The organism is Roseivirga seohaensis (genome assembly GCF_001592945.1).
GTDB lineage: Bacteria > Bacteroidota > Bacteroidia > Cytophagales > Cyclobacteriaceae > Roseivirga > Roseivirga seohaensis.
This window is the reverse complement of sequence record NZ_LRPB01000048.1, coordinates 81,277-94,603: the sequence shown is the minus strand read 5'-3', so window position 1 is coordinate 94,603 and position 13,327 is coordinate 81,277. Positions and strand designations below refer to the sequence as shown.

Genomic DNA, 13,327 nt, shown 5'->3' with positions numbered 1-13,327 from the left:
TTAGAGTTAAACCTCCTTTGTATCCTTTTTTAAGTATAAGACGAGTTTATTAAGTAGTTCTTTTGGGTCGAACGGTTTAGAAATAAATTCATCTAAAACGGCTCTCTTGGGGTTTTCTTGAAGGTCATTCTTTGAAAAAGCAGTCATTCCTATAATATTAGTTTTTCTATTAAGGATTGATTGTTCTCTAATTAGCGCTGTGCATTCGAACCCATCCATCTCGTCCATATGAATATCCATTAGAATTAGGTCGAAAAGCTCTTCATTGCTTTTTTGAAATGCCTTATTACCATTAGAGGCTTCATGAAATTCAGCATTCCATTTTTGAAACAACCTACTTAATACCATTCTATTCATGTAGTTATCATCTACAACAAGTATTTTGGCTTGCTTTAGGTCGTAAATAGTATCTGTTTTATTTGAGGCTAATAAGTCAAAAGTTTCAGGTAGTTTAAACTCAATTTCAAACTGAAACGATGTGCCTTCACCAAGCTTACTGGATACTGATACCTTGCTATTGTGTAGTTCTAATAGCTTCTTAGTAATTGACAAACCAAGTCCGGTGCCGCCATATTTCCTTGTCGTATCACTACTGGCCTGTTCGTAATCGTTGAAAATTTCATTGATTTTGTCTTCTGGAATTCCAATCCCGGTGTCTGTTACCGTAAATTCTATACTAACCTTTTCGTCCTCAATCCCTAGTAATTCTGCACTTACTACTATGCTGCCCTGTTCGGTAAATTTTAAGGCATTACTCATTAGGTTATTGAAAATCTGAGTAAGTCTGGTGGGGTCACCAATAAGTCGGTTTGGGGTGTTTTCCGAAAGGTGAAAGTCTAGCGTAATATTCTTGCTGTGGGCTTTAAACTTAAAGCTGTCTCGAATATTTTTGAGTAGATCGATTAATGAGAAATCAATCATTTCTAGCTTTAATTTCCCAGCTTCAATTTTGTTGTAATCAAGTATATCATTGATGAGTGAGCTAAGATTTTCTGCAGAAAACTTAAGTGCATCAATGTATTCTTGGGTTTCCTCATTTTCATTATCAATATCCATTAAATGGCTTAAACTGATAATTGCATTTAATGGTGTGCGAATTTCGTGACTCATCACAGATAAGAAGTCAGATTTTGATTTAGTAGCCTTCTCTGCTTCTAATCGTGCTTTCTTTAATTCAATATTCTGAACATTGATTTGGTGGGTTCGTTCTGCTACTTTTTCTTTTAGTTCTGCATTAGTCTTTTCTTGAAGTTTCTCATTTTCAACCAATTGAATTATGAGAGATTCTTGTGTAATGGCATGGTTTTCAGTGAGTTTTCTCATTCTATGGCCTAAGCCCAGAGCAAAGAATACTATTTCAACCCCTACAGCTAACTGAACATAAGGAACTATTTTGGCATCAAGGTCAAGTATGTACTGAGCCGAAGCAAACAATGCAATAGTAACTAGGAAAATAGAGCCAAGAGCGAAATAGCGTAACTCTAAGCTATTCAACCTTCTAAGCGATAGAATGAAAACAACTACACTTGCCGATATCCCAATATTAAAGAGGTTATGTATAATAAGTCCATTATATACATCATGTGTAATAGTAATGTAGATAGAGTTGAAAACGAAAGCTACTAGCATTACTCCAATAAAAACTTTGAAGTAATAGTCCCATTTTGGGTAATGTTCTTTTGTATTAAGAAAATGACGCGCGAAAGAAAAATAGAATACGGCCGAAAGGTTGGGTAGTAGCCATAGTAAAGATAGTTTTTCAGGGTGCTCAGGAAAAATATAAGGGTCTAGAAAGCCATGGAAAAAGAGAAAGTAAATGGTATTTGTTATGGCGTAAAATGCATAAAAAAGGAAAACTATTCTTCTAACGTAGATGTACAGAGAAATACTAAGAATTGATAATATGATTAATAAACCAGTGAAGATTCCTTCCAATAATGCCTTTTGTTCTGCTTGTTGCTGCCATTTTTCAAGTTGAACCGCTTTGAAATTAAAGCGAGGAGGGTAGTTGTCTAATGACTTGGTTTTGATTAGCAGTGTAGCTTTTTCACCTATTTTTAACTCTAGCTTGAATTGAGATTGGTATCCCTTTTTAACATTTCGCTCACTAACGGGTACAAAATAGCCAGTCTTTAAAGAGTCGAGCTTTTCGGATTTTTGAATATATACGGTTGAATATGCATTATCGCCAGTATAAACTACTAGGTTCTGGTATCGGTCTGAATAGTTTGAAAGAATTAGTTTAACCCAATAAGTTTTGTTGGTCTCAAACAAATCAATCTCATCTAAACCAATATAGTAACTTGACCCAAAATCCTTTACCTGATTGTAGTTAAGGTTATTGCTATCATCGCGAAACACCATTATTTGAGAAGAAGGGATGTACTGGGTTTCACTATTATATATTCTATGCTGATACCAGTAGTCGGCAATGCTATCAGATTTCGCTATGAGCGATTGCCCACTAATAAATAGAATAATAAGAATAGAAACCCTAAACATATAGTCTTTAACAAGGGAAATGGTTCTGTAAATCGGTATTCAAAAATGCTAATAATTTCTAGCTTTGTTAAATATCAATATACTTAATATTAAAGAATATGATAACAAGCGAAATACTGTATTTCAAAGGGTTTATTGTGTTTTTAAATCACGAAAATTTTAAAGCGTCTTTACTCCAAGGTGCAGACTGATGAATTGCTTCAAGTACTTTCTCGGGATCTTCAAAAGCATTCCAAATGTTATTATGAATAGGCTTCATGAAATTCTCTTCAATCGAGTGTTCTAACATTTTAATTAAGTGATCGTAATAGCCAAAGGCATTTAGTATTACGATAGGTTTGGTGAAAATACCGAGCCTTTTTAGTGTCATGGCTTCTAGTAATTCTTCCATTGTTCCACAGCCACCAGGTAATGTAATTAGGGCATCTACACCAACCATAAACTGTTTCTTACGCTCGTGCATGTCAGCCGTGAAAATAAATTCATTAACGTCTTTATGGTGGAATTCAACCTCTTTCATAAAGTGGGGCATTATACCCACAATTCGACCTTTTTCAGAAAGTATTGTATCGGCAAGTTTACCCATTAAGCCTCGGCTACCACCGCCATAAACTACAGTGATATTGTTTTTAACAAGCACCCTTGCTAGTTTTTCAGTAGCCTCAAAATACTTTTGGTCAATGTTTTCGCTAGAAGCGCAGTAAATACAAACCTTTTTAATTTTTTGCATTGTTGGCAGTTTGATAATAGGCAAGTTGGAGAAGATTAGTCATAACTCAAAAAAATAAAAAATAGATTGAGTTGTGAACTATAGTGTGTTCTCAATTTTTTCACAAACTTCTAAGATGTTAAATGCCATAGTAATAATCGTTATAAGCATGCTCAAAGTTGAATAGAGGTAATTACCATAGTTTTTATTCATTCTATTGATTCCATTAAAAAACCACCCAAAAGGGGTAGGTTTTATGTGTGATTTTATACCGAGATTGTGGCTGTAAAATGATCAAATTTTGACAATGTTCTTTGGCTAATTTTATCACTATGAAAAAATAGTGCAATCGTTAAAAAATGAATATTTGAACTAAGTAAATATCACAATTCGATAATCATTTTTATTTATCTAAACTGCTAATCTGTTGTTACATTTATTGAGCATATGATTTCATCTTTAATTATTGCTTTAGCGGGTGTTTTTGGCCTTTTTAAGCTTAAAAAGGCCAAAAGTCAGTTCACAAAGCTCGTTATTGTTTTGCTTGGTTTTAGCGCAATTGCTTCTGTTGTTAATTATTATGAAATATCCACCTACGCTCCTGTAGCTATAGGCTTTTTTTCGTTGTTGGCGAGCTTCGAGTCTACCAGTTCATTTTCAATGAAAAAGCCTCAGATACTGTTTTTTGTACTCAGTGGTTTGGGTTTTTTTATATTTTCTTTGGCCTCAGTTCTTCCTTTGGATGTATATATAATTGACTGGCCATTCTTAATCTTGTTTTTTATCGGTTTGGGCTATCATTGGTTTAACCATGGGAAAAAGATAAAATCAAGAATGGGAATTCTCATTGTTTGGTCGGGATTAGCAATTTCATGGCTTTTTACCCTAGTTGCTTCAATGTTTTAATTCGGATGCATTTCAAATTGATTTATTTCATCAGGACTTAAGCCGATAAGAAGAAAAATGATGGTGTTTAGTTTCGACATCTAACAATTCATAATTACAATTAACGGTTCAGTAAACCCTATTGTTAAAGCACATATAACTTAAATTTGGGGAGTGTGATTAAATCTAGAATTATTCATCCTAGCAAATAAACCGATGAACATGAATTCATTCAGTTTTGTGTTCGAAAAGGAGTATCATGGTTTTTGTAACTCTGGTGGTGGCAATGGCGTATTGCCTTTATATCAAAATATAGACTGATGATTTTAGAAGTAGCTGGTTTTTTATCGAATGCATTTTTGTTAGACAAGGATTTGCACAAAGAGGACATAACTGTTGTTCGTAACCTCAATAAAGAAAGGCAGCTGGCCTTAGCTTCTAGTTATGGCACTTTCAACCTAGCCGAAATTAAACCTCAACAGTCGGAATTTAGGCAGTTAACCGCTGGGGATTCTGTAAAATTAAAGCTCAATTCAGAATTTGGCCAAATTTCAGTTGAATGCAATGGAAAGGAAATAGGTATTATTTCGGAGTCTTATTATCGTTTAAATGAACTAAAAGAAGCATTAAGGTTGAATAAAAATATTGATGTAAAATGTATTCGAAAGGATTTGGTGGTTTCTGGAGTAGTGAGCTTCTCCTACGAGATTAAATAGTCCAGACCTGTAACTTCTATAACGATTCAATACTCTTTTTATAGATTTTGTTGACATTCAGAAGTGTAAATAACAACTCTGAATCTATTCCTAAAATTCGTTTAAAACACAACAGTTAGCCGAATTGGTCAAGTTTACAATTTGCTAATTTGGCTTTTCTGTTCTCTATCGAATAAAAATGAGGCGCATTTTTGGCCTTTTTAAGTGAAAGCACTACACTTGTATGATTTTTTAAGTCAGCATGCTGACATGGTAATTATTAATGACCTCTCCATTTAGTTTTCTTCTCATTTAATATTCAAAACAATAAAATGAAAAAGGTGTTTTTCGCAATGATGCTATTGTGCAATTGGGCTATTGCTCAAAGCAACGCGCAAGAAAATTCAAAAGGAACAATTGGGATCAACTCTCAATTTTCATACAAAATGTTGGACCCTAGTCAGAACCTCAGGAAAGTAAATATTCTATTAGAGGAAAGGCAAAAAGGAGCTTTAGAAGATAGAAGTTTAACAATCGGCACCTCTCTTATTTCTATTTTTGATTATCAAAGATCGAATGAAGACTCGAAGTTCGCGTACCTTATGCGCCACCCAACATCCACAAACCAGATTGGAAAAACCGTTACTGAAGCAGTAATTCATTCTTTTCAGATTTCTACAACAGGGGCCATTAATAACTGGATTACAGTTCATGCCGAATTACTGTATAATCCAGAGCAAAGTTTTGGGCAAGGAACTATTACTACATTAACCCGGAACCAGATTCAACTTTACAAAGCATTTTTGGTAATGGGTGATTTGAATAAATCTCCATTTTATGGTGCTATTGGTAAAATGGACGCACCTTTTGGTCAGGTAGGAAGCGTGAGTCCATTTTCTAATTCTACTACTTGGCATGCCTTCGGTGGTTTAGGTTATGGCTTACAAGTGGGGTATAGAAAAGGAGGAATTCATGCCAAATTTATGGCTGTTCAAGGTGGCAGCCAGTTCCGCGCCTTGGCTACTCCAGTAGGTAATGGTTCAAAGGTGCCTTCTAAAATCAACAACTTTGTATCTGACCTTAATTATACAATGAATTTGAGCGAAGAAGCTGAACTGAATGTAGGCGGCTCGTTTGTATTTGGTAGTGCGTATTGTCATGCATATCCTGTAACACATTTCAACCCATGTCAAGATAATAATCCGGCCTATACTGCATATGGCAACTTAAAAATCAGCGATAAATTTGTAGCGCAAGGTAGTTTTGCTAAAACTGTAAAAGTTTGGCCTGGCACTTTTAATCCCAATCCTCCGCTAGATGTGTTTCCAGCTTCAAAAGTCTCTTCTTTTGATATTGGAGCAAAATACAATTTCAACCCAGAAAGCAATGTTGTATATACGCTGTCAGGCGAGTTTTCGAAATTTATTGCCGGACCTGAAGGAGCGCCATGGGAAAGACAAAACCAGCTTGTGATTGGTTTTGCGGGCATGATCAATCGTTCTTGCAAACTCTTTTTCGAAGCTTTTAGAACCGATGGCTATGTACCTTTGAACTTTGTAAGCGGAGGTAATTTAGCACCAGGAGAAACCCACAGTGTGAGAGGCTCATTTAGTCATGGTGTGGTACTAGGTGGGCAAGTGATTTTATAAGGCTAGCCATCTATTTAGAAAAGCACTTTCAGTTTTAATTGAAAGTGCTTTTTTTGTTTAAGGGTATAAGAATATACCCACACAACGGTATAGTCGCTTGGGCATAACTTCTAGAAATTTAACTCAAAAAAAGAACGTATGGCTTATACAGAACAGGAAGTGGATTTACTTCCCGAGGAATTGAAGAAAGCAAAAACCAATTTGATTGGGATTTTAATTTTTATGCTCATTTTCTTCGCGTTTATAAAGTTCTTTTTCTGGGATAACCTTCTTTCCGACATCGATGAAATGATACCTATTGTCATTTTTGGAGTGTTTTTTCTCTTGTTCTTAGCCGTGTTAGGCTATATAATGAGAGGTTTTATTTTGGATTTCTTTAAAAGAAAGAAGCAAATTCTTACGGGTATTATTACCGATAAACATATAGACATTACCACCTCGCATAGTTCTCGAGGGGGAGTCCGAGGAAGTAGCGGAAATAAGACTACTACTCGGAGAACATATTACCTTTATTTTGATGATAAAAAATTACCTGTGGACGCCTCTATCTATGGGCGTATGTCGGTGGGAATGGAAGTTGAAATTCATTATTCCAAGTATTCTCAAACCGTTTTTTATAGCAGGGTAATCGCTGAGGCCAAAATCAGTGAGGATAACATCAAAGCCATTGTTCCTGATGTTGATAAGCATCAAAACTTCGTGCCAAAGGAACGAGAGTTACAAATGACCAAAGCTGATTTTGAGCTTCTAAAAAAGGCTAGAAATCGTGCAATCAAAAATCGTATTTGGGTTGTTGTTGTCTTAGGTTGGGTGGTTATTGGCTCCTTGTTTTCTGGGCTTTGGCTTATACCTATTATGCTTTTTCCTTTTACTATTTGGTGGTTTTTAGCTTTCAGAAAGATTGTTAAATATATTTTGGCCTATAGAAAGGAAGTGAATACTGGAATGAAAGTCGTTTATTCAGAATTGGTGCTCGACAAATTTAGACATACTGGAAATACCAGAGGTTTTTTCATTCGTACCAATTATCAGCTCATTAGTGTAAATGAAAGTAATTATGAACAGCTGAGAATGGGCGATCTTATTATGGTCTTTAAAGGTAAAGCTACAGATTGGGTGTTTGGGTTTATGACTTCCGATAATGAATTATATGAAGTGAAAAGTGACGCAAAGCTCAAAAAGAAATAGACCGGTATTCTGTCGTGGGTTAGAAAACATTTGTTGTAACTTAAAGGTTAATCCTAAAACATTAAATTTTAAGCAATGAAAAAATTATCTATCTATTTCACTTTTGGGATAATACTATTAATGTTTGTTCCAAGCCCGATGAAGGCTTCATCAATAAGTGACCCAATAACTGAAGAGTCGAAAGAGAAATTAACGCATGAGGAAATGCAGGCTATGGTGGTTCGCTTGAATGAAATCAAAGACATGGACAAATCCAGTTTGACCAGAGAAGAAAGAAAGGAACTGCGTAAAGAGGTACGTGCTATGAAAAAAGATATTCGCGATAGCGGAGGAGGAGGGCTTTACATCTCTTCAGGAGCTATTATAGTTATTCTTTTATTGATTATTATTCTTTAAAAATATCATAATTGTAAAATAAGAAGGCAACCCAACTGGGTTGCCTTTCTTGTTTCTAATCGCCTGATTTTATTAGTTTACTATAATTTGTGCGCTTAATGTATTGCTGTTGCCTGCTGGTGGTGTATTATATCCTCGTAGAATAATAGTGTAGTAATACCCATTCTGAAATTTGATATCAGATACATTCAGTTCAATCGTATTGTCATCTGGAGATGTTACTTTTAGGTCATATTCTGCTGCAGTAAGTTCCATAAAATCAGAAGCATCCATAAAATTTGAGTCGCTAAATAAAGGGGCGGCTTGGCCCTCAGCTGTAACTTGTAATGTTGGTGCATCTGGTGATAGGTTTACCAGCCTTACTTTGGCATTTCCATTACTTGGGGTATCTGAATTGTCCTCTAATTTCAACACTTTCAAATCATCATATTCTCCTACGGTAAATATTGAGTAGGCTCTTCCTGCGCCTAAAGCCAAGGTAGTATCGGCAACAATATTATTGGCATTGGCTGGGGTAAATTTAAAATTTCTACTACCTGTAAAAAACCTTAAATACCCTGTGTAATCTGCATAATCGAAAGGATAAGTATTCAATTGCCTGTTATCAATTTCGATGTCTAAGGCTGGAGCGTTGGGCGATGCTTGATAAAGTGAAACGTAAGCCACGTTATCTGGAATGCTATCACCATCATCTGTATTACAGCTAGAAAGTAAAAATACTGTGGCAACCAACATCATCATACTCCTCATCATTCCTTTAAACGGAATCTCTTGCTTTGCATTTAATTTCATAATTCTGAATTTTTATTTGATTTAGGTTATTTATTTTGTTGTGCCTACTGCCTTAGTAGACAAGTGTTCGGGATTAAAACCACAAGTTTAATGCCATGGAACTTTCACTGTTGAAGTGAATTTACCCTTATCAAGCCGCTAGTTCAATGTGGCGTATAACATCAACTTATGTAGTTTTTTCCACAGTGTTAATAGACAAGAGTAAACAATCAAAGGTTGGAACTTGCTTTGAAATATGTACTTCAATCTATACCCTCCAGAGGGTATGGCTTATGCCACTTGGCTGGTATTGAGTAAACTCTTAATTGACAGTAGATTTGATATCATGAAAAGATGACTCAGGTATGAGCGTTGGTCATCAAATAAATATATTTAAATGGGAAGGGTATCAAATTTATCGATGGCGTTACTGGTGATAATGGCCAACACTGTTGCAGCACAATTTTCTAAATCTATAACGGATCTTTCATTGAAGGGGCAGGTGGTAGAAAGCCAAATTCATTGGTATAGGTACGACAGGGAGACTAAAACCATTACAAAAATAAGAGAGACTTATGCGCTTTTTGATGAGGCAGGCAGACAATTGCAAGACAAAACTTCTGAAGTGCTGGAGGATAGAGTAATAGAACATAGTTACACTTGGAATGAAAATGGGGCAGCAAGCGAGATGCTCAATGAGGTGAGTTTTGCAGGTAATAAAAATAGTCGCTTTGCAAAGTTTAGTCATGTACGAAGTGCTGGTAAGTGGATAACTTATGAAATTTCAAGTGCCGATACCGCCCAAGTTTATCAGTATGTGACTGGCTCTCCTGAAACACCAAAAATGTTGATCGTATTCAATGGTAAAGGGGTTAAAAAAAGAATTGAAGACCATAAGTATTATCCAAATAGCACTGTTCTTAGCAGTATTAACATTACTCATGTTGAAGGCGATCGCAAGCTAGGAGCGGAGGAGATTGTGTTTGACGAGAATGGTTATAGAAAAAGCTATGAACTTAAAGGTGAACGGAAAGAGGTTTTATTCAGAGATAAACATAATGCTGTTGTTAAATCGGTGATGGAGGCAAGGGGTAAGCAGTACACCAATTCTGAAAGTATGTATGAGTACGATGGACAGGATAACTGGACGAAGGTTTATCGAAAAAGGCTCGATCAAGAGGGAAAGGTGATAGAGGAGCTTTATGGTTTTAAGAAAACTAAATTATGGTGGAAGGAGCCTACTGGTTCTTTGGAGCCAGATTATTCGTTTATCAAGAAGACTAACCCTATAAACAAATAGAATATGCCGGGTATACTTTCATGGGTGTTGATTTTGGCGGGGCTTTTAGTGCTCTTGTTACTCATTTATTATTTTCGTTCACCTGAGAAGGCCACTCCGAACATACATAGAGCGATTCCTTTTGTTACGGCTGCTTTGGCCATTTGGTCTTTGGTTACCAGCTGGATGTGGTTTTATTATTTCAACCTAGTGCTTAGCATGCCTACACTATTGATTGCGATTTCGCTTAACTTTTGGGCGAGACATATGAAGCTTGACGAAAGATCGGTAAAGCTGAACTGGTATATAATCAGTGGTGCTATTTTGTTGAGTCTTTTAAGCTTCATCTTTTTTTTCATGAGATAATTGGTCTTATTGATCGGTTACTTTTTTACATTAACTGAAGCCACATAAAACCTATTAAAATAGGTTTTATGTGGCTATTTTGTATTTAACACCTTTTATTATAGGTTTTTTGAAAATGAACTCTATCTTTGTTTAGTATGTTACACCTATAACATTAGGTTTTATGTGTATATTTGTTATTTAAAACCTATAAATTTAGGTGTATGAATTGGAAGAGGATGACAGATCAGGCCATTGTCGATGAGATGGGCAGGCGGGTCAAGCAGTTAAGGTTGCAGAAAAGGTACACTCAGAAAGAGCTTGCTCAAAATGCTGGGGTAAATGTCAATACGATTCAAAATCTCGAATATGGGCGTTCTGTTACTTTATCGGTATTAATTCAGGTGCTTCGTGCGCTCAAATCTCTCGATCAGCTTGATTACCTCATTCCTGAAGTGGAAGAAAGTCCGATGATGGTGATGGAGCGTGAGCTTAAACCTATGCAGCGGGTACGTAAATCTAAAAAGAAATAGTCATGCTAGTATTAAGGGTAAAGATTTGGGGCGAACTAGTGGGTGCTGTGCTTTGGAACGAGCAAAGGCAGCTGGCTTCTTTCGAGTTTGCTCCTGAGTTTGCAGAAGGTATTACCGACTTGGCGCCACTCACCATGCCTTTGGAAGATATTAAGCGGGGTGAGCGCATTTTTTCATTCCCCAATTTAGGGAAGGCCACTTATAGCGGTTTACCAGGCTTACTTTCTGATTCACTCCCCGATGCTTTTGGAAATCAGATCATCCGTTCTTGGTTGGCTTCTCAAGGGAGGGCTATCAACTCCATTAACCCCATTGAAAAATTGGGTTATGTGGGTATTCGTGGCATGGGGGCACTGGAGTTTGAGCCAGCTACTACGCCCTTCGGAACGCAGGTGAAGGATATCGAAGTGGAATCCTTGCTTTCGCTAACCAATAAGGTATTGGAAGAACGGCAAGCGGTAAACCTTAATCTGACGGCAGATGAGGAGCAAGCCATGACCGACTTGATTCGGGTAGGCACTTCGGCTGGGGGGCAGCGCCCCAAAGCAATTATTGGTTTCAATCCTAAAACTAAAGCGATTAAATCGGGGCAGTTTACTTTGCCTAAGGGATTTGAATATTACATGCTAAAATTTGATGGGGTAAATGAAGGGAGTTTAGGTGACCCAGCGGGTTATGGACGTATAGAAATGGCTTATCATTTAATGGCGAAAGATTGTGGCATTGATATGATGCCTTGTCAGCTTTTGGAAGAAAATGGGCGAGCGCATTTTATGACTCAGCGTTTCGATCGGGGAGAAGAAGGAAAGAAACTACACATGCAAACTTTGTGTGCCATGGCACATTACGATTTCATGATGCCTGGGCTGTATGGTTATGAAGATGCTTTTGCCGATATGCGTGAATTGCGGTTGCCATATCAGGATTTTGAGCAACAGTATTTGCGTATGGTGTTCAATGTAATCGCGAGAAATCAAGACGACCATACTAAGAATATTGCTTTTCTATTGCCTCAAGGCGGAGAATGGAGACTGTCACCAGCCTATGATGTCAATTGGGCCTATAACCCTCTGGGCGACTGGACCAGTCAGCACCAAATGTCGATTAGGGGAAAGCGTGATAATTTTACGCTGGACGATCTATTGGTTTTTGCTAAGGAGAATTCCATCAAGAAAGCTCAGCAATTAATCGATCAGGTGACTTCTGTAGTGAATGATTGGCCGAAATATGCTGCTCAAACTGGGGTAGATAAAAGTAGGGCTTCAATCATTGGTAAAACCCACCGAAAACTGAAATAGGATTTAGATTTGCTCCAATTTGATATGAACGGCTAGTAAGGTTTCGTTACCCAAAACTTTGACAGAATGCCCATGCTTTTCAGTATCGAAAAGAATATGTTTTGGCAGGTAGTCTTTGGCAATAAACATGCTGCCAGCGCTAAAGTCTTTATGTTTCCCATTCCGAAGCGTAATTCTTAAAGTGCCGCTTTGCACTAGAATTAAAGTGGGGTCGCCTGCCACATGCCAATCGCTTTCATAGCCTGCTTTGCTGGTTCGAATTCTTAGATTCTGGGCATTAATTCGCTCGGTTAAATTCATTCCGCCCCGAACATGTTGAGGGAAGGCTTCTTCCGAAAAAATGGTAACGAAATCTTCATTCACGCTGATGGTAGGGATGCTGATCATGGGGGTGAAGAAAGTGAAAAAATATTTACACACATAGAGACTTCAACCTTTTTCAGAAAATGTATTTGTCTTAATCGTTTGTGGCTGCTTTTTGGATAAGATTTCTCAACCAATCATTCGGAGCCATATCAATGGTGAGATTGATTCTGTCGGTTGTGCTGCCATTCACTACTTTATGTGGGTCGGTAAGGCGTAAATACCAGCATTCACCAGGTTGCATGGGTACAGGGGTTCCGTTTAAGAAAAAATCTACTTCCTTACCCACAAGTATAGGAATGGTTAAACGCACCACAGACCTTTCAACTTCTAAACCTAAAGTAGGGTCGGTATGTTCTTTTACTTCGTTGCCAGCAGCCAATCTCAAAACTCTCACTAAAGTGACACGAGTATGTTCCTGAAACTTATCTATGATGCTGGTTAAATATGGGGTTGAAGCCAAGGCTGGAATGTTCATCCATTCTGTCCAGCTACCATCTGCATAATCATCGGCAGGAGGAGGAAAGGGGAGGGATGGGTCTACCTGGTGGGCAGGTGCTCGCAGCGGAATTACATTGTAATAAATAAATTCGTTCATGCCCAAGGTTTTCACCTCAGCTTTCATTTTTTCTACATCGAAAGTAAAGGGTAATCTAACACGATCATTGGCAACGGCAGCTACGGACATGGTTTTAAATTAAGGTTATTAATAAA

At 37.2% G+C, this 13,327-nt stretch carries 14 protein-coding genes; 9 read left to right on the top strand and 5 right to left on the bottom strand.

Going from position 1 to position 13,327, the window contains the following annotated elements:
* Positions 1–6: 6 nt before the first annotated feature.
* Together AWW67_RS14920 and AWW67_RS14915 are read right to left on the bottom strand one after the other, a co-directional pair.
* Entirely contained in the window at positions 7–2,502 is a 2,496-nt protein-coding gene (locus tag AWW67_RS14920; RefSeq protein WP_062302719.1) for a hybrid sensor histidine kinase/response regulator, read from the bottom strand.
* Between the two features lie 148 nt (positions 2,503–2,650).
* On the bottom strand, positions 2,651–3,232 hold the full coding sequence (locus AWW67_RS14915; RefSeq protein WP_053224329.1) for an LOG family protein: 582 nt from the start codon (positions 3,230–3,232) through the stop codon (positions 2,651–2,653).
* A gap of 426 nt (positions 3,233–3,658) precedes the next feature.
* On the opposite strand from AWW67_RS14915, the gene AWW67_RS14910 reads away from it, so the two are divergent.
* The 5 genes from AWW67_RS14910 (at position 3,659) to AWW67_RS14890 (ending at position 8,024) form a co-directional block, all read left to right on the top strand.
* Complete coding sequence (locus AWW67_RS14910; RefSeq protein WP_053224328.1) at positions 3,659–4,117, top strand: hypothetical protein; 459 nt, start codon at positions 3,659–3,661, stop codon at positions 4,115–4,117.
* A 299-nt stretch (positions 4,118–4,416) separates the two neighbouring features.
* Positions 4,417–4,812 carry a hypothetical protein gene (locus AWW67_RS14905; RefSeq protein ID WP_062302718.1) on the top strand — a complete coding sequence of 132 codons (396 nt, stop codon included), beginning with the start codon at positions 4,417–4,419 and terminating at the stop codon, positions 4,810–4,812.
* A 311-nt stretch (positions 4,813–5,123) separates the two neighbouring features.
* Entirely contained in the window at positions 5,124–6,440 is a 1,317-nt protein-coding gene (locus AWW67_RS14900; protein ID WP_062302716.1) for a hypothetical protein, read from the top strand.
* Positions 6,441–6,578: 138 nt separating this feature from the next.
* On the top strand, positions 6,579–7,628 hold the full coding sequence (locus AWW67_RS14895; protein WP_062302715.1) for a hypothetical protein: 1,050 nt from the start codon (positions 6,579–6,581) through the stop codon (positions 7,626–7,628).
* A gap of 75 nt (positions 7,629–7,703) precedes the next feature.
* Positions 7,704–8,024: a hypothetical protein gene (locus AWW67_RS14890; protein ID WP_053224324.1), complete on the top strand. Its 321-nt coding sequence runs from the start codon at positions 7,704–7,706 to the stop codon at positions 8,022–8,024.
* Positions 8,025–8,096: 72 nt separating this feature from the next.
* Here the strand turns inward: AWW67_RS14890 and AWW67_RS14885 are convergent, their stop codons facing one another.
* Positions 8,097–8,816 carry a DUF4397 domain-containing protein gene (locus AWW67_RS14885; protein ID WP_062302713.1) on the bottom strand — a complete coding sequence of 240 codons (720 nt, stop codon included), beginning with the start codon at positions 8,814–8,816 and terminating at the stop codon, positions 8,097–8,099.
* A 376-nt stretch (positions 8,817–9,192) separates the two neighbouring features.
* Between AWW67_RS14885 and AWW67_RS14880 the strand changes: the two genes are divergently transcribed.
* From AWW67_RS14880 to AWW67_RS14865, 4 genes are all read left to right on the top strand, one after another.
* On the top strand, positions 9,193–10,095 hold the full coding sequence (locus tag AWW67_RS14880; protein WP_141655470.1) for a hypothetical protein: 903 nt from the start codon (positions 9,193–9,195) through the stop codon (positions 10,093–10,095).
* A 3-nt stretch (positions 10,096–10,098) separates the two neighbouring features.
* Complete coding sequence (locus AWW67_RS14875; protein ID WP_062302710.1) at positions 10,099–10,440, top strand: hypothetical protein; 342 nt, start codon at positions 10,099–10,101, stop codon at positions 10,438–10,440.
* Between the two features lie 203 nt (positions 10,441–10,643).
* Entirely contained in the window at positions 10,644–10,952 is a 309-nt protein-coding gene (locus tag AWW67_RS14870) for a helix-turn-helix domain-containing protein (protein ID WP_062302709.1), read from the top strand.
* Between the two features lie 2 nt (positions 10,953–10,954).
* On the top strand, positions 10,955–12,250 hold the full coding sequence (locus AWW67_RS14865; RefSeq protein WP_062302707.1) for a type II toxin-antitoxin system HipA family toxin: 1,296 nt from the start codon (positions 10,955–10,957) through the stop codon (positions 12,248–12,250).
* Between the two features lie 3 nt (positions 12,251–12,253).
* On the opposite strand, the gene AWW67_RS14860 is transcribed toward AWW67_RS14865, so the two are convergent.
* Positions 12,254–12,637 (bottom strand): cupin domain-containing protein, encoded by a 384-nt coding sequence (locus tag AWW67_RS14860; RefSeq protein WP_062302706.1) that lies wholly within the window; start codon positions 12,635–12,637, stop codon positions 12,254–12,256.
* 70 nt (positions 12,638–12,707) lie between these two features.
* On the bottom strand, positions 12,708–13,301 hold the full coding sequence (locus AWW67_RS14855) for an aspartyl/asparaginyl beta-hydroxylase domain-containing protein (protein WP_062302704.1): 594 nt from the start codon (positions 13,299–13,301) through the stop codon (positions 12,708–12,710).
* Positions 13,302–13,327: the final 26 nt, after the last annotated feature.

Coding starts and splice junctions, on each gene's coding strand:
- AWW67_RS14920 (WP_062302719.1), bottom strand. CDS start 2,502: ATGTTTAGGGTTTCTATTCTTATTATTCTATTTATTAGTGGGCAATCG.
- AWW67_RS14915 (WP_053224329.1), bottom strand. CDS start 3,232: ATGCAAAAAATTAAAAAGGTTTGTATTTACTGCGCTTCTAGCGAAAAC.
- AWW67_RS14910 (WP_053224328.1), top strand. CDS start 3,659: ATGATTTCATCTTTAATTATTGCTTTAGCGGGTGTTTTTGGCCTTTTT.
- AWW67_RS14905 (WP_062302718.1), top strand. CDS start 4,417: ATGATTTTAGAAGTAGCTGGTTTTTTATCGAATGCATTTTTGTTAGAC.
- AWW67_RS14900 (WP_062302716.1), top strand. CDS start 5,124: ATGAAAAAGGTGTTTTTCGCAATGATGCTATTGTGCAATTGGGCTATT.
- AWW67_RS14895 (WP_062302715.1), top strand. CDS start 6,579: ATGGCTTATACAGAACAGGAAGTGGATTTACTTCCCGAGGAATTGAAG.
- AWW67_RS14890 (WP_053224324.1), top strand. CDS start 7,704: ATGAAAAAATTATCTATCTATTTCACTTTTGGGATAATACTATTAATG.
- AWW67_RS14885 (WP_062302713.1), bottom strand. CDS start 8,816: ATGAAATTAAATGCAAAGCAAGAGATTCCGTTTAAAGGAATGATGAGG.
- AWW67_RS14880 (WP_141655470.1), top strand. CDS start 9,193: ATGGGAAGGGTATCAAATTTATCGATGGCGTTACTGGTGATAATGGCC.
- AWW67_RS14875 (WP_062302710.1), top strand. CDS start 10,099: ATGCCGGGTATACTTTCATGGGTGTTGATTTTGGCGGGGCTTTTAGTG.
- AWW67_RS14870 (WP_062302709.1), top strand. CDS start 10,644: ATGAATTGGAAGAGGATGACAGATCAGGCCATTGTCGATGAGATGGGC.
- AWW67_RS14865 (WP_062302707.1), top strand. CDS start 10,955: ATGCTAGTATTAAGGGTAAAGATTTGGGGCGAACTAGTGGGTGCTGTG.
- AWW67_RS14860 (WP_062302706.1), bottom strand. CDS start 12,637: ATGATCAGCATCCCTACCATCAGCGTGAATGAAGATTTCGTTACCATT.
- AWW67_RS14855 (WP_062302704.1), bottom strand. CDS start 13,301: ATGTCCGTAGCTGCCGTTGCCAATGATCGTGTTAGATTACCCTTTACT.